General features: G+C 69.3%; 16 protein-coding genes and 4 pseudogenes. 16 read left to right on the top strand and 4 right to left on the bottom strand.

The genetic code is table 11. The annotated features are described in order from the left end of the window. Nucleotides 1–596: tRNA (guanosine(37)-N1)-methyltransferase TrmD (trmD, locus tag A5652_RS07370; RefSeq protein WP_067348506.1), on the top strand; the 596-nt coding region annotated here is incomplete at its 5' end. On the opposite strand, the gene A5652_RS07365 is transcribed toward trmD, so the two are convergent. Then, nucleotides 593–1,570, bottom strand: a complete 978-nt coding sequence (locus tag A5652_RS07365; RefSeq protein ID WP_067348492.1) for a hypothetical protein — start codon at nt 1,568–1,570, stop codon at nt 593–595. The two genes, trmD and A5652_RS07365, sit on opposite strands and share 4 nt — an antisense overlap. Nucleotides 1,571–1,912: 342 nt before the next feature. Between A5652_RS07365 and rplS the strand changes: the two genes are divergently transcribed. The 4 genes from rplS to A5652_RS07345 all read left to right on the top strand — a co-directional run bounded on the left by rplS (nt 1,913) and on the right by A5652_RS07345 (nt 4,374). Further along, nucleotides 1,913–2,254, top strand: a complete 342-nt coding sequence (gene rplS / locus A5652_RS07360) for a 50S ribosomal protein L19 (protein ID WP_067130769.1) — start codon at nt 1,913–1,915, stop codon at nt 2,252–2,254. Between the two features lie 94 nt (nt 2,255–2,348). After that, nucleotides 2,349–3,254, top strand: coding sequence for a signal peptidase I (gene lepB, locus A5652_RS07355; RefSeq protein ID WP_067348489.1), 906 nt, complete (start codon nt 2,349–2,351; stop codon nt 3,252–3,254). A gap of 2 nt (nt 3,255–3,256) precedes the next feature. Continuing rightward, a complete protein-coding gene (locus A5652_RS07350) occupies nt 3,257–3,976 on the top strand; it encodes a ribonuclease HII (RefSeq protein WP_067348487.1) in 720 nt (239 codons plus the stop codon). Between the two features lie 92 nt (nt 3,977–4,068). Next, nucleotides 4,069–4,374, top strand: coding sequence for a DUF2469 domain-containing protein (locus A5652_RS07345; protein WP_003875077.1), 306 nt, complete (start codon nt 4,069–4,071; stop codon nt 4,372–4,374). A 6-nt stretch (nt 4,375–4,380) separates the two neighbouring features. Here the strand turns inward: A5652_RS07345 and A5652_RS07340 are convergent, their stop codons facing one another. Next, nucleotides 4,381–5,151, bottom strand: a complete 771-nt coding sequence (locus A5652_RS07340; RefSeq protein ID WP_067348502.1) for a GAF and ANTAR domain-containing protein — start codon at nt 5,149–5,151, stop codon at nt 4,381–4,383. A gap of 256 nt (nt 5,152–5,407) precedes the next feature. On the opposite strand from A5652_RS07340, the gene A5652_RS07335 reads away from it, so the two are divergent. The 7 genes and pseudogenes from A5652_RS07335 (at nt 5,408) to A5652_RS07305 (ending at nt 12,610) form a co-directional block, all read left to right on the top strand. Then, nucleotides 5,408–6,388, top strand: a complete 981-nt coding sequence (locus A5652_RS07335) for an NAD-dependent epimerase/dehydratase family protein (RefSeq protein ID WP_067348499.1) — start codon at nt 5,408–5,410, stop codon at nt 6,386–6,388. 151 nt (nt 6,389–6,539) lie between these two features. After that, nucleotides 6,540–6,917 (top strand): YraN family protein, encoded by a 378-nt coding sequence (locus tag A5652_RS07330; protein ID WP_067348496.1) that lies wholly within the window; start codon nt 6,540–6,542, stop codon nt 6,915–6,917. Further along, a pseudogene (locus A5652_RS07325) lies at nt 6,917–8,429 on the top strand (YifB family Mg chelatase-like AAA ATPase). Before A5652_RS07330 ends, A5652_RS07325 begins: the two are co-directional and overlap by 1 nt. Beyond that, a pseudogene (gene dprA, locus A5652_RS07320) lies at nt 8,429–9,603 on the top strand (DNA-processing protein DprA). Before A5652_RS07325 ends, dprA begins: the two co-directional pseudogenes overlap by 1 nt. A 34-nt stretch (nt 9,604–9,637) precedes the next feature. Beyond that, nucleotides 9,638–10,495, top strand: a complete 858-nt coding sequence (locus tag A5652_RS07315; protein WP_067348479.1) for a siderophore-interacting protein — start codon at nt 9,638–9,640, stop codon at nt 10,493–10,495. 24 nt (nt 10,496–10,519) lie between these two features. Then, nucleotides 10,520–11,680: an alpha-hydroxy-acid oxidizing protein gene (locus A5652_RS07310; protein WP_067348476.1), complete on the top strand. Its 1,161-nt coding sequence runs from the start codon at nt 10,520–10,522 to the stop codon at nt 11,678–11,680. A gap of 33 nt (nt 11,681–11,713) precedes the next feature. Beyond that, nucleotides 11,714–12,610, top strand: a complete 897-nt coding sequence (locus A5652_RS07305) for a tyrosine recombinase XerC (protein WP_067348473.1) — start codon at nt 11,714–11,716, stop codon at nt 12,608–12,610. Here the strand turns inward: A5652_RS07305 and A5652_RS07300 are convergent. Beyond that, the gene (locus A5652_RS07300) at nt 12,589–13,113 is read right to left on the bottom strand and encodes a M23 family metallopeptidase (RefSeq protein ID WP_067348469.1); all 525 of its coding nucleotides are present in this window, start codon (nt 13,111–13,113) and stop codon (nt 12,589–12,591) included. The two genes, A5652_RS07305 and A5652_RS07300, sit on opposite strands and share 22 nt — an antisense overlap. 300 nt (nt 13,114–13,413) lie before the next feature. Between A5652_RS07300 and rpsB the strand changes: the two genes are divergently transcribed. The 4 genes and pseudogenes from rpsB to A5652_RS28420 all read left to right on the top strand — a co-directional run. Continuing rightward, nucleotides 13,414–14,247, top strand: a complete 834-nt coding sequence (rpsB, locus tag A5652_RS07295; RefSeq protein ID WP_067348463.1) for a 30S ribosomal protein S2 — start codon at nt 13,414–13,416, stop codon at nt 14,245–14,247. 1 nt (nt 14,248) lies between these two features. Next, nucleotides 14,249–15,076, top strand: a complete 828-nt coding sequence (gene tsf / locus A5652_RS07290) for a translation elongation factor Ts (RefSeq protein WP_067348460.1) — start codon at nt 14,249–14,251, stop codon at nt 15,074–15,076. A 79-nt stretch (nt 15,077–15,155) separates the two neighbouring features. After that, nucleotides 15,156–16,535, top strand: a pseudogene (locus A5652_RS07285) (amidase); the annotation flags it as partial. Next, nucleotides 16,524–16,709 (top strand): annotated as a pseudogene (locus A5652_RS28420) (MarR family transcriptional regulator); the annotation flags it as partial. The pseudogenes A5652_RS07285 and A5652_RS28420, both read left to right, overlap by 12 nt. A gap of 101 nt (nt 16,710–16,810) precedes the next feature. Here A5652_RS28420 and A5652_RS28415 read toward each other — a convergent pair. Next, on the bottom strand, nt 16,811–16,913 hold a 103-nt coding region (locus tag A5652_RS28415), incomplete at its 5' end, for a hypothetical protein (RefSeq protein ID WP_232001113.1).

Here is a 16,913-nt window from a genome sequence, read left to right as displayed (position 1 = left end):
ACCGCTCGGTCGACGATTCGCCCTACGGCGGTGGCCCGGGGATGGTGATGAAGGCGCCGGTGTGGGGTGAGGCGCTCGACGAAATCGCCTCTGCGGAAACGCTTTTGATTGTTCCCACCCCGGCAGGCCGATTGTTCACGCAGGCGACGGCCGCGCGCTGGAGCGCCGAGGCCCACCTGGTGTTCGCGTGCGGTCGCTACGAGGGGATCGACCAGCGGGTCATCGAGGATGCCGCGGGGCGGATGCGGGTCGAGGAGGTTTCGATCGGCGACTACGTCCTGCCCGGGGGCGAGTCGGCGGCCCTGGTCATGATCGAGGCCGTGCTGCGCCTGCTCGACGGCGTCCTCGGCAATCCCGCGTCGCACCGGGAGGATTCGCACTCGCCGGCACTGGACCGGCGCCTGGAGGGTCCGAGCTATACCCGGCCGCCGAGCTGGCGTGGGCTCGAGGTTCCCGAGGTGCTGCTATCGGGTGACCACGCACGAATCGCGGCGTGGCGCAGGGAGATCTCGCTACAGCGCACCCGCGAACGCCGCCCCGAGCTGCTCGAGCCGGGCGATCGGCTCCAGCCCGACGATGACGATGCGGCTCGCTAGAGCCCGTGTCGGGGCGCGTCAATGCGGCCGTCGGGGAAGATCGTCTTCACCGCGCGGGTGATGGTGTCGCGGGCCGTGGCGTCATCGGTGGTCTGCAGGGACTGGACCACCATGATGAAGCGGCGGTCCGCGCCGATCACCCCGGTCGAAAGATGCATCCAGTCGCTGCCGATGCAGCACATCCACCCTTGCTTGACCGCGACCGGCTCGGCGTACAGACCGTCGGGGATGCCGAATCGCTGCGGGTAGCCGTCGAGCCCGTTGGGGGTGGACTGCGCCAGGTCGTTGACGATGATCTTGGCGTCATCAGCCGGCAGGCCGCCCGATCCGTCCAGCAGCATCTCGTAGTAGCGAATCAGGTCGGTCACCGAGCTCATGGTGTTCCACCACCGCCCATCGCTGGGCGGGGTGGTGGAGGACAGGCCGTAGCGGGCGGCCACCTCGGTGATGATGGCGGCTCCGCCCCCTTGACCCCAGAACCTCTCGGCCGCGCCGTCGTCGGATGACTCCAGCATGATGTCCAGGGCTTGGCGGTCATCGGCGCTCAGCGGCGCCTTGCCCTCGCTCTCGTGCAGCAACAGATCGTCGGCGATGAACAACTTGGCCACCGACGCGGTGCCGATGACCTGGCTGTTTCCGTTGGCGATCAGCTGATGGGTGGATCGGTCGAGGATGGCCACCGACAGGGCGGCGCCGCTGCCGGCGGCCTCGTCGGTGGCACGCTGGACGCGGGCCTGCAGCTGACCGAATCCCGGGCTCGGTAGCGCCTGGGCCGCCTGTGGGGGAGCGGCCGCACCGATTATCAGCGCGGCCGACGGCGGGGGAGCCGAGGTGGGCGGCGCGGAGACGACCCGAACGGGCGCGGTGACCGGAAGGTTGTACACCTTCGCCTGGACCAGCGCTTCGGAACCGGCGGCAACCACCAACGTCACCGCCGCGGTGGCGGTGATCAGCGTCAGCGGATGTACCCGCATTCCTCTCCTCCGGCGTGACGTCGGCACAGTGCAACAGCGGGCCCCTCGCACCACCGGCACCGGCCATCACGCTCCTGTGCGGGCAGCGCGTTCTGACCCCAGTCATATTTACCATTTACCAGCGGGTTTGGCGCGCTGTGCACCGCCGACTCGCTGTGATTTTCGCGGCAAGCGCCCCATCTGGCACAATTGACCAGTTGTCTCCAGCGGTTGCAGGCCGGTTGAGCCGTTTCCCGCCTGCTGCGAGATGCGCCAGAAAGCCCGAAACCATCGGCTTGGCGGCCGCCTCACACCTGCGTGTGGGTAGCTGCCGTCGGCCGCGACCTCAAGGAAGTGTCTCGCATGAACCGGCTGGACTTCGTCGATCAGGCGTCGCTGCGCGACGACATCCCGGTGTTCGGCCCGGGTGACACCGTCAACGTGCACGTCAAGGTCATCGAGGGCGCCAAAGAGCGTATCCAGGTGTTCAAGGGCGTGGTGATCCGTCGCCAGGGCGGCGGCATCCGCGAGACCTTCACCGTGCGCAAGGAAAGCTATGGCGTCGGCGTCGAACGGACCTTCCCGGTGCACTCGCCCAACATCGACCACATCCAGGTGGTGACCCGCGGTGACGTCCGCCGCGCGAAGCTGTACTACCTGCGTGAGCTGCGCGGCAAGAAAGCCAAGATCAAGGAGAAGCGCTGAGCCGGGACGCCTTGGCGGCGCTGCTGATTCGTCCCACCGATTCTCCGGTGCGCCGGTTGACCGGGCCACGACGTGCGCTGGTTACGCTGATCTCGTGACCGATACCGCGGATTCCTCGAAGCCCGAGTCCCACGCCGGCGAGTCAGATCCGAAGGTTTCTACCCGCAACCCGGAGACGCGCCCGGACGAGGCCGAGGCCACGGCCGGCTCGATCCCCGAACCGGCGCCGGTGGCGGAAACGGACGACCAGGCCGAACCGGCGGACTCCAAGCGTTCGACGCTGCGCGAATTCGCGATCCTCGCGGTGATCGCCGTCGTCCTCTACTACGTCATGTTGACGTTCGTGGCACGGCCCTACCTGATCCCGTCGGAATCCATGGAGCCCACGCTGCACGGGTGCACGGGCTGTGTCGGTGACCGGATCATGGTGGACAAGGTCAGCTACCGTTTCAGCTCTCCCCGCCCTGGCGACGTCGTCGTTTTCAAGGGCCCCCCGCCGTGGAACCTCGGTTACAAGTCGATCCGGTCCAACAACACCGTGCTGCGCTGGGTGCAGAACGCGCTGTCCTTCATCGGCTTCGTGCCGCCCGACGAGAACGACCTGGTCAAACGGGTCATCGCGGTCGGTGGGCAGACCGTGCAGTGCCGGGCCGACACGGGGTTGACGGTCGACGGCAAGCCGCTGAAGGAGCCGTACCTGGATCGCAACACGATGGCCGCCGACCCGACGGTGTACCCCTGCCTGGGCAGCGAGTTCGGGCCGGTCGCCGTCCCGGCCGGGCGACTGTGGGTGATGGGCGACAACCGCACGCACTCGGCGGACTCGCGGGCGCACTGCACCAGCATCCCGGCCGAAGCCCTCAAGGGCGTCCTGTGCACCGGCGACCCGACGTCGGGCACCGTACCGGTGTCCAACGTGATCGGAAAAGCCAGGTTCATCGTGTGGCCGCCGTCCCGCTGGGGCGGCGTGGGATCGGTGAACCCGCAACAGAATCGGTAGCCATGGCCACGACGTGGCCGCCGCGGACGGTGATCCGTAAATCGTCGGGGTTGCGCACCCTGGAATCCGCGCTGTACCGCAGCGGTATGGGGCCGGTGGCCGGCGTCGACGAGGTAGGCCGCGGCGCCTGCGCTGGACCCCTGGTGGTGGCGGCCTGTGTGCTCGGAACAGGGAGGATGGAAAGCCTTGCCGCGCTTGATGATTCCAAGAAACTGACCGAGGCCGCCCGCGAGAAGCTGTTCCCGCTGATTCGCCGTTATGCGCTGGCCTATCACGTGGTGTTCATCCCGCCGGCCGAGGTGGACCGCCGCGGCGTGCATGTCGCCAACATCGAGGGGATGCGCCGCGCCGTCGCCGGGCTGTCGGTGCGGCCCGGCTACGTGCTGAGCGACGGTTTCCGGGTGCCGGGCCTGGCGGTCCCGTCGCTGCCCGTGATCGGTGGCGACGCGGTCGCGGCGTGTATCGCGGCGGCCAGCGTGCTGGCCAAGGTCAGCCGGGACCGGTTGATGGTCGCGATGGAGGCCGACCATCCCGGATACGGCTTCGCCCTGCATAAGGGCTACAGCACGCCGGCGCACAGCACGGCGCTGGCCCGGCTGGGCCCGTGCTCCGAGCATCGTTATTCATTCATCAACGTGCGGCGCGTGGCCAACGGGTCGGGCGAGCGGGTGGTGGCCGAATGCCAACCGGACCCACCGCTGCAGCGCGGCGAAGATCGGTGAGGAAAGATGAGACCAGGATTGCCGCACCGGCGAACGGCAGCTAGCGCCGGCATGCCCGGGGAGACCTGTCTGGGAGAAGGACGTCTGAGCAGATGAGCGCAGAAGATCTCGAAAAGTATGAAACCGAGATGGAGCTCTCGCTGTACCGCGAATACAAGGACATCGTCGGCCAGTTCAGCTACGTCGTGGAGACCGAACGGCGGTTCTACCTGGCCAACAGCGTCGAGATGACGCCGCGCAACGCCGACGGCGAGGTCTACTTCGAGCTGCGGCTGTCCGACGCCTGGGTGTGGGACATGTACCGGCCGGCGCGGTTCGTCAAGCAGGTGCGGGTGGTCACCTTCAAGGACGTCAACATCGAAGAGGTCGAAAAGCCGGAGCTGCGGCTACCCGAGTAGCCGGCGCTAGCTATTCGGCGGAAGCTGGTCATCGCCGGGGACGGGCAGCTGGCCGCGCTGCTCGATGACCTCCCGGGCGACGTCGGCCAGCTTGATGTTCAGCGACTGGGAGTGGCGCCTCAGCAGGTCGAACGCCTCGTCCTCGCTCATGTCGTGCAGCAGCATCAGCATGCCGACGGCCTTGCCGATCTCGCGGTTGCTGAGCAGTCCGCGTCGCAGGCTGGTCGCATCCTCGCCTTTGGCGACCGCGTTGATGGCGACGCTGGCGAACGCGGCCAGCACCGCGGCCCGGCCCGCGGACTCGGCGTCGAACATGTTCGGGGTGTCGCTGAACAAGTTGAGCGCGGCCCCTTTGCGCTTGTCGACCAGGAGCCGAAATCCCATCGCGCCGCGCACCGGAGTCTCGGCGACCAGGATTTTTGCCAGTCGCGGCCATAGCGACGGCGTCGTCAGATCGGTGTCGATCTGCGGCGTCTCCTCCTCGATGGCGTCGATGCAGGGGCCGTCTCCGGCCCGCCTTTCGATGTCGTCAATCTGCTTGGCGAGCCGGTCGCTGGCACCGACGGTGACGTATCTGTCGTTCTCGCGCACCAACACGCTGGCGTGGTCGCAACCACGGACGGTCAGGGTGGCGGCGATGCAGATGGCCGCATACATCTGGTTGGCGTCGGAGCCCTGATAGATGATTTCTGCGAGGGCGGCGAAAACCGTCGCCGGGTCGGCCTTTTCCCCGGCCGTCGCGGACGGGTCCGCGCCAGTCGTCGATTGGTCCGCCATGTCATGCCTCATTCCTGCGGTGTCGGCGGTGTTATCGGCGTTCGATCGCCGTAGATTATCCGCCGCCGGTACCAGCCTTACACGCCGTTTCGTCCGGATGCGCCGATCCGGGCATCTTGCTGGTCACCGTTGACCGCCAAACCCGCTGACGCTGCGCGGAGCGCACGTCCGGAGGGTCATGAATCGCGAGACGCTGGAAAGATGGTTCTACCACGCGCGCGGGTTTCAGTTGGCCGCGAGAGGGAAGGACGTGCTGATGGGAGTGACCGTTGCGGTGACAGGACCAACCGGGGAGATCGGTATCTCCGCGGTGACGGCGCTTGAGCGCGAACCCGCCGTCGACGCAATCATCGGGATGGCTCGCCGGCCGTTTGACCCGTCGTCGCGCGGCTGGCTGAAGACCAGCTACCAGCAAGGCGACATCCTGGACCGCGAGGCCGTCGACGCCTTGGTCGAGCAGGCCGACGTGGTGATCCACCTGGCCTTCATCATCATGGGTTCGCGCGAGGAGAGCGCCCGGGTGAATCTCGAAGGCACCCGCAACGTGTTCGAGGCGACGGTGGCCGCCGAACGGCCCCGGCGGCTGGTGTACACCTCGTCGGTGGCGGCATACGGCTACCACTCCGATAACCCCACCCCGCTGACCGAGGACGTGGCCGCCCGGGGATCCGCGGAGCACTATTACTCCGAGCAGAAGGCGGCGTGCGAGAAGCTGCTCGCCGACATCACCAAGGACTCGTCGCTGGAGGTTTATGTTCTGCGGCCCTGTGTGGTGGCTGGGCCCAGCGCCACCGCCCTGGCGGACGCCATGCCGTGGAATCAATTGCCCGGTCCGGTGCGTGCGGTGGTCAAAGCCGTCCCGGTCCTGAAGCCGGTGGTGCCCGATCCGGGTTACCCGCTGCAACTGGTCCACCACGACGACGTGGCGACGGCGATCGCGCTGGCGGCCACCACCCCGGCGCCGCCGGGGGCGTACAACCTCGCCGGCGACGGGGTGGTGTCCGTGGCCGACGTGGCCAGGGCGCTGGGCGGACGCCCCGTGCGGGTCCCCGCTGTCGCCGCGACGGCGGCCTCGGCGGCGATCTCGCGGGTGCCGGGGGTGCCGTCGATGCTGGAATGGCTGCACACCGCGCGGACCTCGATGGTGATGGACACCACCAAGGCCAAGACCCAACTGGGCTGGCGTCCGCTGCACTCGTCGGCCGAGACGCTGGAAGCGCTGGCCGCGGGGACGTGAACGCAACGGGCGATCCGGTTTTCGGCGGACCGGGTCACCTAGCCGTGCCCGGCTGTGGATGGCCGCGGCACTGGGGATAACCGGCCGGTGCGGGCGGCCGCGGGTCGCGATGATGGCCCGTCTCGTCGGGGGCGCGGGGCACCTTGGCCCCATGACGACCGAAACGACGATGACCCGGATCCAGCTGGGCGCGATGGGCGAGGCGCTCGCCGCGGATCACTTAGTACGGATGGGATTGCGGATCGTGGCGCGCAACTGGCGCTGCCGCTACGGCGAACTCGACATCATCGCCCGCGACGACGCAACGTCGACGGTGGTGTTCGTCGAGGTGAAGACCCGCACCGGGGACGGGTACGGGGGACTGGCCCACGCCGTGACCCCGCGCAAGGTGCTGCGGCTGCGCAGGCTGGCGGGCCTGTGGCTGGCCGGCCAGGACCGGCGCTGCGCGGCAATCCGCATCGATGTGATCGGCGTGCGGGTCGGGCGCCGCCGCACCCCCGAGATCACCCACCTGCAAGGGATCGGCTGATGGCGCTGGGACGCGCGTTCTCCGTCGCGGTGCGCGGCGTGGACGGACAGATCGTGGAGATCGAAGCCGACATCACCTCCGGGCTGCCGGGCGTGCACCTGGTGGGCCTGCCCGACGCGGCCCTGCAGGAGTCGCGCGACCGCGTCCGGGCGGCCGTCACCAACTGCGGCAACGACTGGCCCCAGGCGCGGCTCACCCTGGCGCTGTCGCCGGCGACGCTGCCCAAGATGGGGTCGGTCTACGACATCGCCCTGGCCGCCGCGGTCTTGTCCGCCCAGCGCAAGAACCCATGGGACCGGCTCGAGAAGACGGTGCTGCTCGGCGAGCTGTCGCTGGACGGGCGGGTCCGGCCGGTGCGCGGGGTGCTGCCCGCCGTGCTGGCCGCCAAGCGCGACGGATGGCCGGCCGTGGTGGTTCCGGCCGACAACCTCGCCGAGGCCAGCCTGGTCGACGGCATCGACGTGTGGGGTGTGCGTACCCTGGGGCAGCTGCAGAAGTGGCTCAGCGGCAGCGGCGCCTTGGGCGGCAGGATCGACGCGCAGCCCACGGGCGGCGAGCCGGAGGCGGACCTGGTCGACGTGGTCGGGCAGACGCAGGCGCGATTCGCGGTGGAGGTGGCCGCCGCCGGAGCTCACCACCTCATGCTCACCGGGCCTCCGGGAGTAGGCAAAACCATGCTTGCCCAACGCCTCCCGGGGTTGCTGCCGCCGCTGACCGAGGCCGAGTCCCTGGAAGTCACGGCGATTCACTCGGTGGCCGGCCTGCTGTCGGGCGATACGCCGTTGATCACCAGACCGCCTTTGGTGGCGCCACATCACAGTTCCAGCGTCGCAGCGCTCGTCGGTGGAGGGTCCGGGATGGCGCGCCCGGGCGCCGTCAGCCGCGCGCATCGCGGGGTGCTCTTCCTGGACGAGTGCGCCGAGATCCGGGTCAGCGCGCTGGAAGCCCTGCGAACACCGTTGGAAGACGGCGAGATTCGCCTCGCTCGCCGCGACGGGGTGGCGTGTTATCCCGCCCGGTTCCAGCTGGTGCTAGCCGCCAACCTGTGCCCGTGCGCCCCGGCCGACCCGCAGGACTGCATGTGCGCGGCGGCGGCCAAGCGCCGATACCTGGGCAAGCTGTCGGGGCCGCTGCTGGACCGGGTGGATCTCCGCGTGCAGATGCATCAGGTGAAGGCCGGGGCGTTTGCGGGCGGAGACGGTGAATCGACGGCGCAGGGTCCGGCACCGGGTGGCGCTGGCCCGCGCGGCGGCCGCGCAGCGCTGGCTGCCACATGGATTTCGCACCAACGCCGAAGTCAGTGGGGCGCTGCTGCGCCGAAAATTCCGTCCCAGCAACGCGGCGATGGAGCCGCTGCAAAGGGCGTTGGATCGCGGACTGCTCAGCATCCGCGGCCTCGACCGCACGTTGCGCGTCGCGTGGAGCCTGGCCGACCTGGCCGGCCGCACGTCTCCGGGGACCGACGAAGTCGCCGCCGCACTCAGCTTCCGCCAACCGGGGGCCCAGCGATGATGACGCCGCTCGACGATCCCGCGCTGCGCGCGTGGGCCTATCTGTCGCGGGTCGCCGAGCCGCCCTGCGCCGAACTCGCCGCCCTGGTGCTGCGGGTCGGCCCGGTAGAAGCCGCCGAGCGCATCCGACGTGGACTGGTCGACGACAGCCTGGCCCGGCGCACCGAGGCGCGTCGCGAGATCGACTGCAGCGCAGACGATCTCGAGATGCTAGCCCGGCGTGGCGGGCGGTTGATCACCCCGGACGATGACGAGTGGCCGCTGCTGGCGTTCGCCGCATTCCACGGAGCCGCCCCGCGACCCGGCGGCGGGGCGCCGATGGTTTCACCGATGGTCTTGTGGGCGCTGGGACCCGTGCGGCTCGACGAGGCCGCCCATCGGGCCGCGGCCGTGGTCGGGACGCGCGCTTCGACCGCGTACGGCGAGCACGTTGCGGGCGAGCTGGCGGCTGGGTTGGCGCAGCGCGACGTCGCGGTGGTCTCGGGCGGCGCCTACGGCATCGACGGCGCGGCGCACCGCGCCGTGCTGGACTGCGACGGAATCACCGTGGCCGTCCTGGCCGGCGGGCTCGATGTTCCCTACCCGAGCGGTCACACCGCACTGTTGCATCGGATCGCCCAGCAGGGCCTGCTGTTCACCGAATACGCGCCCGGCATCCGCCCGGCCCGCCACCGGTTCCTGACGCGTAATCGCCTGGTTGCCGCCATAGTCGGGGCCGCCGTGGTGGTGGAGGCCGGCCTGCGTAGCGGCGCGGCCAATACCGCGGGCTGGGCGCGGGCGTTGGGGCGGGTGGTCGCGGCGGTGCCGGGGCCCGTCACGTCGTCGGCGTCGGCGGGCTGCCATGCCCTGCTGCGCAACGGCGCCGAGCTGGTCACCCGCGCCGACCACGTCGTCGAGCTTGTCGGCCACATCGGCGAACTGGCCTGCGACGAGCCCCATCCGACGACGCCACTCGATGACCTCAGCGACGCCGAACGCCGCGTCTACGAGGCATTGCCGGGCCGCGGCGCGGCCACGGTCGACGAGATCGCCGTCGCATCGGGAATGGTGCCCGAGCTGGCGCTGGGGCCGCTGGCGAGCTCGAGCTCGCCGGGTTGGTGCAGCGCCAGGACGGGCGGTGGCGAATAGTCCGGGTCGCCGCAGGTCAGGCTGCGTCAGCGACGCGACTCGTATAGTCGACCGGGGGTTGGGGTTTGGACAGGAGGACAAGTGGCGGGTCGACCACTGCAACGCTTCGAAGTTGTCGGTACCGAACAACTCACACGGCACATGGCGCGGATAGTGCTCGGGAGCAAGGACTTTGACGCTTTCGTGCCGAGCAAGTTCACCGACTCCTACGTCAAGCTGGTGTTCATCGCCGACGACGTCGACGTGGCCGGCTTGCCCGAGCCGCTGACCCTCGACAGCTTCGCGGAGCTGCCGCCGGAGAAAAAGCCTTCGGTGCGGACGCTTACCGTCCGCCACGTCGATGTCGAGAAACGCCGCATCACGCTCGACATCGTCGTGCACGGAGAGCACGGCATGGCGGGCCAATGGGCGTCCACCGCCCAGCCCGGTCAGCCGATCTACCTGATGGGCCCAGGCGGGGCGTACACACCGGACCCGGCCGCCGACTGGCACCTGCTGGCCGGCGACGAATCGGCGCTGCCGGCCATCGCCGCGGCGCTGGAAGCGTTGCCGCCCAGCGCGGTCGGCAAGGCCTTCATCGAGGTCGCGGGGCAAGAGGACGAGATCCCGCTGACCGCACCCGAAGGCGTCGAGGTGCACTGGGTGTATCGCGGCGGCCGCGCCGACCTGGTTCCCGAGGACCGTGCCGGCGACCACGCGCCGCTGATCGAGGCCGTCACCAGCGCCCCCTGGCTGCCCGGGCAGGTGCACGTCTTCATCCACGGCGAGGCCCAGGCCGTCATGCACAATCTGCGCCCCTACATCCGCAAGGAGCGCGGCGTGGACGCCAAATGGGCGTCGTCGATCTCGGGATATTGGCGCCGCGGCCGCACCGAAGAGACCTTCCGGCAATGGAAGAAGGAACTGGCGCAGGCAGAGTCGGCGAACTCGTCAGCCTGACGCCCGCCTGGCATTGTCTTTTCCATGGCATTCGGCGATTACCAGAACGAGATCTACTTCAGGGGCCTGGGAGGGGTGGCGCCCGCGCTGCCGATGGCATTCGCGGAGCTGGAGGCCCGGGCCGGGCGGGCCATGCCGCCGTCGATCTGGTCGTACGTCACCGGCGGCGCCGGCGACGAACGCACGCAGCGGGCCAACCGCGAGGCGTTCGATCGCTGGGGACTGATACCGCGCATGTTCGTCGGTGCCGCGGCCCGCGACCTCTCGGTGGAGATGTTCGGCCTGACCTTGCCATCGCCGGTGTTCATGGCGCCGATCGGCGTCATCGGCATTTGCGCCCAAGACGGCCACGGTGACCTGGCGACCGCGCGCGCGGCGGCGGCCACCGGCGTCCCGATGGTCGTCTCCACCCTGACCGCCGACCCGATGGAAGACGTCGCCGCGCAATTCGGTGACACCCCCGGCTTCTTCCAGCTGTACACACCCAAGGATCGTGACCTGGCCGCCAGCCTCGTCCAGCGGGCCGAAGCCGCCGGCTACAAGGGGATCATCGTCACTCTCGACACCTGGATCCCCGGGTGGCGGCCGCGAGACCTCACCACTGCCAACTTTCCCCAGCTGCGGGGTCTCTGCCTGAGCAACTACACCAGCGATCCGGTCTTCCGTGCCGGCCTGCAGCGCCCCCCGGAAGAGGACCCGCAAGGCACCGTGCTCCAGTGGGTAACGACCTTCGGAAACCCCCTGACTTGGGACGACCTCGGCTGGTTGCGGTCGCTGACCAACCTGCCGCTGATCATCAAGGGCATTTGTCATCCTGACGATGCGCGGCGCGCCAAGGACGGCGGTGTCGACGGCATCTACTGCTCCACGCACGGCGGTCGCCAGGCCAACGGCGGCCTGCCCGCACTCGCGTGCCTGCCCGGAGTCGTCGACGCGGCCGATGGGTTGCCGGTCCTGTTCGACTCGGGGATCCGCAGCGGCGCCGACGTCGTCAAAGCGCTCGCGCTGGGGGCCACGGCCGTGGGCATTGGTCGGCCGTACGCCTACGGGCTGGCGCTCGGCGGCGCCGACGGCATCGTGCACGTGCTGCGCTCGATCCTGGCCGAAGCGGACCTCATCATGGCCGTCGACGGCTATCCCACGCTCAAAGATCTCACCCCGGACACGCTTCGGCGCGTCGACTAGAGCGCCCCGGGCGCCGCCTGCGACCGTGGGGGAGTGCAGGCGATCCTCGACGAGTTCGACGAATACCTGGATTTGCAATGCGGCCGTTCAGCGCATACCCGTCGCGCCTACCTCGGCGACCTGCGCTCGTTGCTCGCCTTCATCGAGGACCGCGGCGCCGGTTTGGACGGGCTGAGCCTGCCCCTGCTGCGCTCTTGGCTGTCCGCCGCGGCCGCGACGGGTGTCGCCCGCACGACGCTGGGCCGCCGCACCTCGGCGGTCAAGGCCTTCACCGCATGGGCCGTGCGGCGCGGCCTGCTCACCGCGGACCCGGCCGCCCGGCTGCAGGTCCCCAAGGCGCACCGCACGCTGCCCTCGGTGCTGCGCCAGGACCAGGCCGCAGATGCCATGGCGGCCGCCAAATCCGGTGCGCAGCAGGGTGATCCGATGGCGCTGCGGGACCGGCTGATCGTGGAGATGTTGTATGCCACCGGGATCCGCGTCAGCGAGCTGTGCGGGCTGGACATCGACGACGTCGACACCCGGCATCGGCTGCTGCGCGTGCTCGGCAAGGGCAACAAACAACGCAGCGTGCCGTTCGGCGGGCCGGCCGACGACGCGCTCGACGCCTGGCTGGCCGACGGCCGCCCGGCGCTGGTGACCGCGGAGTCGGGTCCCGCGCTGCTGCTGGGCGCGCGGGGCCGCCGCCTCGACGTTCGCCAGGCGCGCACGGTGGTCCATCAGACCGTCGCCGCGGTGGACGGCGCGCCGGACATCGGGCCGCATGGCCTGCGGCACAGCGCGGCCACACATCTGCTCGAAGGCGGCGCTGACCTGCGGGTTGTCCAGGAGTTGCTCGGCCACTCGAGCCTGGCGACCACCCAGCTGTACACCCACGTCGCGGTGTCCCGGTTGCGGGCGGTACACGATCAGGCCCATCCTCGGGCGTGAGGCCCGGCCGCTGCGCGGTTCAGGGGTTTGAGCCGGATCGGCGTGGACTTCAGCAGACCCAGCGGATCGACGTAGTCCGCACCCGACGACGGGCCCCACATCGCGCCCCAATGCAAACACGCCGCGACAGGGCACCCGGCATGTCCGACCATCAGCTCGCCGATCACCGTCGCCGCCGTCACCGGCTGGCCGACCCGCACGACCGCCCGGACCGGCTCATAGCTGGTGTGCAATCCGCCGGGATGGGCCAGCGACACCACTGGCCGTCCGGCCAGCAGCCCGGCGAATACCACGGTCCCGGCGCCCGCGGCGTACACCGGCTCACCGGCGGTGCCGGGCAGGTCCACGCCCCGGTGTCCGGGTTTCCAGTTGGGAGACGGGGCGTCGAAGGCCCGGGCGACGGCCGGGGGCGGCCGCAGCGGCCAGTCCAGGCGATCCTCGGCGGCAACCGCCGGCACCGCGTTGACCAGGCCCGCACATAGCAGCAGCGCTTTCCACCGCATCCGGGCAGTTCAGCGCGCCAGCGCCGGCATGGCTATCCGGCCCCGCCGGTGTTGTGGATGAGCGGCCCGGTTGGGGAAGCGTGGCAAAACCACCTGCTAAGTCGGTGTAAACTGCTGGTCGCAGCTCGTTCGCGGGCTGACTTCGCGCGTCTGCGTCGCGTCTCTGGTTCCACTAGGAGAACGCAATCGCATGCCGGGCGGTCCCGACCGGGTTTCCCGGTTGGGTCCGGCATCGCAGCAGCCGCCAGGGCCCGGCCTCACCCGATGCCAGGCGACAACCGACACAAGTAAGGCATAACCATGGCCGTCGTAACCATGAAGCAGCTGCTGGACAGCGGCACCCACTTCGGGCACCAGACCCGTCGCTGGAATCCCAAAATGAAGCGGTTCATCTTCACCGACCGCAACGGCATCTACATCATCGACCTGCAGCAGACGCTGACCTTCATCGACCAGGCGTACGAGTTCGTCAAAGAGACCGTCGCCCACGGCGGCAGCGTGCTGTTCGTCGGAACCAAGAAGCAGGCGCAGGAGTCCGTCGCCGCCGAGGCCACTCGCGTCGGCATGCCGTACGTGAACCAGCGCTGGCTGGGCGGCATGCTGACCAACTTCTCCACCGTGCACAAGCGGCTGCAGCGCCTCAAGGAACTCGAGGCGATGGAGCAGACCGGTGGCTTCGAGGGCCGCACCAAGAAGGAAATCTTGATGCTGACCCGCGAGAAGAACAAGCTGGACCGCAGCCTCGGCGGTATCCGCGACATGGCCAAGGTGCCCTCGGCAATCTGGGTCGTCGACACCAACAAGGAGCACATCGCCGTCGGCGAGGCCCGCAAACTCGGTATCCCGGTCATCGCGATCCTGGACACCAACTGCGACCCCGACGAGGTCGACTACCCGATTCCGGGCAACGACGACGCGATCCGTTCGGCCGCGTTGCTGACCAAGGTGATCGCTTCCGCAGTCGCCGAGGGACTGCAGGCCCGCGCCGGAGTCGGCCGCGGCGACGGCAAGCCCGAGGCCGAGGCCGCCGAGCCGCTCGCCGAATGGGAGCAGGAGCTGCTGGCCTCCGCCACCGCCACCGCCCCCACCGACGCCGCTGCGGGCACCCCCGAACCAACACCCACGGAAGGCTGAAATGGCGAACTTCACCGCTGCCGACGTCAAGCGGCTTCGGGAACTCACCGGTGCCGGCATGCTCGACTGCAAGAATGCGCTGGCCGAAAACGACGGCGACTTCGACAAGGCCGTCGAGGCGCTCCGCATCAAAGGCGCCAAGGACGTCGGCAAGCGCGCCGAGCGTGCGACGGCCGAAGGTCTGGTCGCGGCCCAGGGCGGCGCGCTGATCGAGCTGAACAGCGAGACCGACTTCGTCGCCAAGAACGCGGAGTTCCAGGCGCTGGCCGACCAGATCGTCGCCGCGGCCGTGTCGTCGAAGGCCAAGGACGTCGACGAGCTCAAGGCCGCCACCGTCGGTGACAAGACCGTCGAGCAGGCGATCGCGGAGCTGTCGGCCAAGATCGGCGAGAAGTTGGAGTTGCGCCGCGTCGCGAACTTCGACGGCACCGTCGAGACCTACCTGCACCGGCGGGCGGCCGACCTGCCTCCCGCGGTCGGTGTGCTGGTCGAGTACGAAGGCTCCGACGCTGGATCCGCCGCTGAGGCGGCTCACGCCGTGGCGCTGCAGATCGCGGCGCTCAAGGCCCGCTACCTGTCCCGCGACGACGTGCCGGAGGACGTGGTCTCCAGCGAACGCCGCATCGCGGAGGAAACAGCCAAGGCGGAGGGAAAGCCGGAGCAGGCACTGCCCAAGATCGTCGAGGGCCGACTGAATGGCTTCTTCAAGGACGCGGTGCTGCTCGAGCAGCCGTCGGTGTCCGACAGCAAGAAGACCGTCAAGGCGCTGCTCGACGACGCCGGTGTCACGGTGACGCGGTTCGTCCGCTTCGAGGTGGGTCAGGCCTGACTGCGGCCTGACCCCCATTCGGGCGGCACAAGCCGGGAAACCTCCCGGGGGCACGGGCGCGCGGGCTAGCGTCAGTGCCATGCGACACGTGCACGCGTTCGGTGACGATGCCCTTGGCGATCTGGACGCGGTTGGCGTGGCCGACGCCCTGAGATCCGGCAGGGTCGGCAGCGCCGAGGTGGTCGAGGCCGCGATCGCCCGCGCTTGCTCAAAAGCCGCGTACGCCAACCCATTTAGCAGTGGGTCGACGGCCTCGGTGCGGGCGGTCGCGGCCGACCCCGCCAGCGGTTACTTCGGCGGGGTCCCAACGTGCATCAAGGACAACGTGGACGTCGCCGGACAGCCCAGCATGCACGGCACCGACGCGTGGACGAGCAGGAATGCCACCGCGGACAGCGTCTTCACCCAGCTGTTCCTGGCCACCGGGCTGATCTCCGTGGGCAAGACGCAGTTGTCCGAATTCGGGTTCAGCGCCGCGGCAGAGCACCCGCGGCTGGGCCCGGTCCGAAACCCATGGGACACCGACTACACCGCCGGCGCGTCGTCGTCGGGTTCGGGTGCTTTCGTCGCCGCGGGTGTGGTGCCCATGGCGCACGCCAACGACGGCGGCGGTTCGATTCGGATTCCGGCGGCTTGCAACGGGTTGGTCGGACTCAAACCGTCGCGCGGACGGCTGCCTCTGGACGCGACGCTGCGCCGGATGCCGGTCGGTGTCGTCGTCAACGGCGTGGTGACCCGTTCGGTCCGTGACACCGCGGCCTTTTACCGCGAGGCCGAGCGGATCTGGCGTAATCCCAAGCTGGCACCGGTGGGGGACGTCACCGCACCCGGCCGGCAGCGGTTGCGGATCGCGGTGCTGACCCGGTCGGTACAGCGCGAGTGCAGTCCGCAGGTGCGGGAGCTGACGTTGAAGTCCGCCGGTCTGCTCGAGGAGCTGGGCCACCGTGTCGAACACGTCGACGAGCCCCCGGTGGCAGCCAGTTTCGCCGACGACTTCGTCATGTATTGGGGATTTTTGGCGCTGGCCCAGGTAAGCGCTGGGCGGCACCTGTTCGGTGAGACGTTTGATCGCAGCAAACTCGACACCCTGACGCTGGGTCTCCTTCACCACACCAGCCGCAACGCCCACCGCCTTCCGGCGGCGATCGTTCGGCTGCGCCGCGCACGCCGACGCACCGCACAGTTCTTCCGTACCTACGATGCGGTGCTCACGCCGACCGTCGCCGACGAGACGCCCCGCGTCGGATTCCTGGCGCCCACCGATTACCAACAGGTCATCAGCCGGCTGATCGACTGGGTCTCGTTTACCCCGCTGCACAACGTCACCGGCGAACCCGCGATCTCGCTGCCGCTGGCGCAATCCGCCCACGGCATGCCGGTGGGCATGATGCTGTCGGCCGATATAGGGCAGGAATCATTGCTGCTCGAATTGGCCTATGAACTTGAAGAGGCGCGGCCGTCGTCGGTGTCGTCCGGGCGCGCGCTCCCCGCGAATCTGACCGGCCAGGGCCGCGCCCTGCTCAAGCGCGCCGAAGGAGCGGTCCGCGGTGCCGATGCCCGCATCTTGGCCAGGCTCACCGACACTCAGCAGCGTGAATTCAAGAGGATGCTCGAGAAGCTCGGCTCCGAATAGGGCCGCGGCGATCGCGAGCGCGGCTGCGGCGATCGCGAGCGCGGCGCGGCCGGGCGAAGCGGGTCGCCGGCCGGGCCAAGCGGGTCGCCGCCATCAGCTGATCATCCGGTGGCGTGAATGCGCGCCCACGGCCGCGCCTCTTCAAGTTCATAGGCCAATTCGAGCAGCAATGATTCCTGCCCTATATCGGCCGACAGCATCATG

The organism is Mycobacterium sp. 1165178.9 (genome assembly GCF_001673555.1).
Taxonomy (GTDB): Bacteria; Actinomycetota; Actinomycetes; order Mycobacteriales; family Mycobacteriaceae; genus Mycobacterium.
This window is presented reverse-complemented; position numbering and strand designations above follow the sequence as displayed.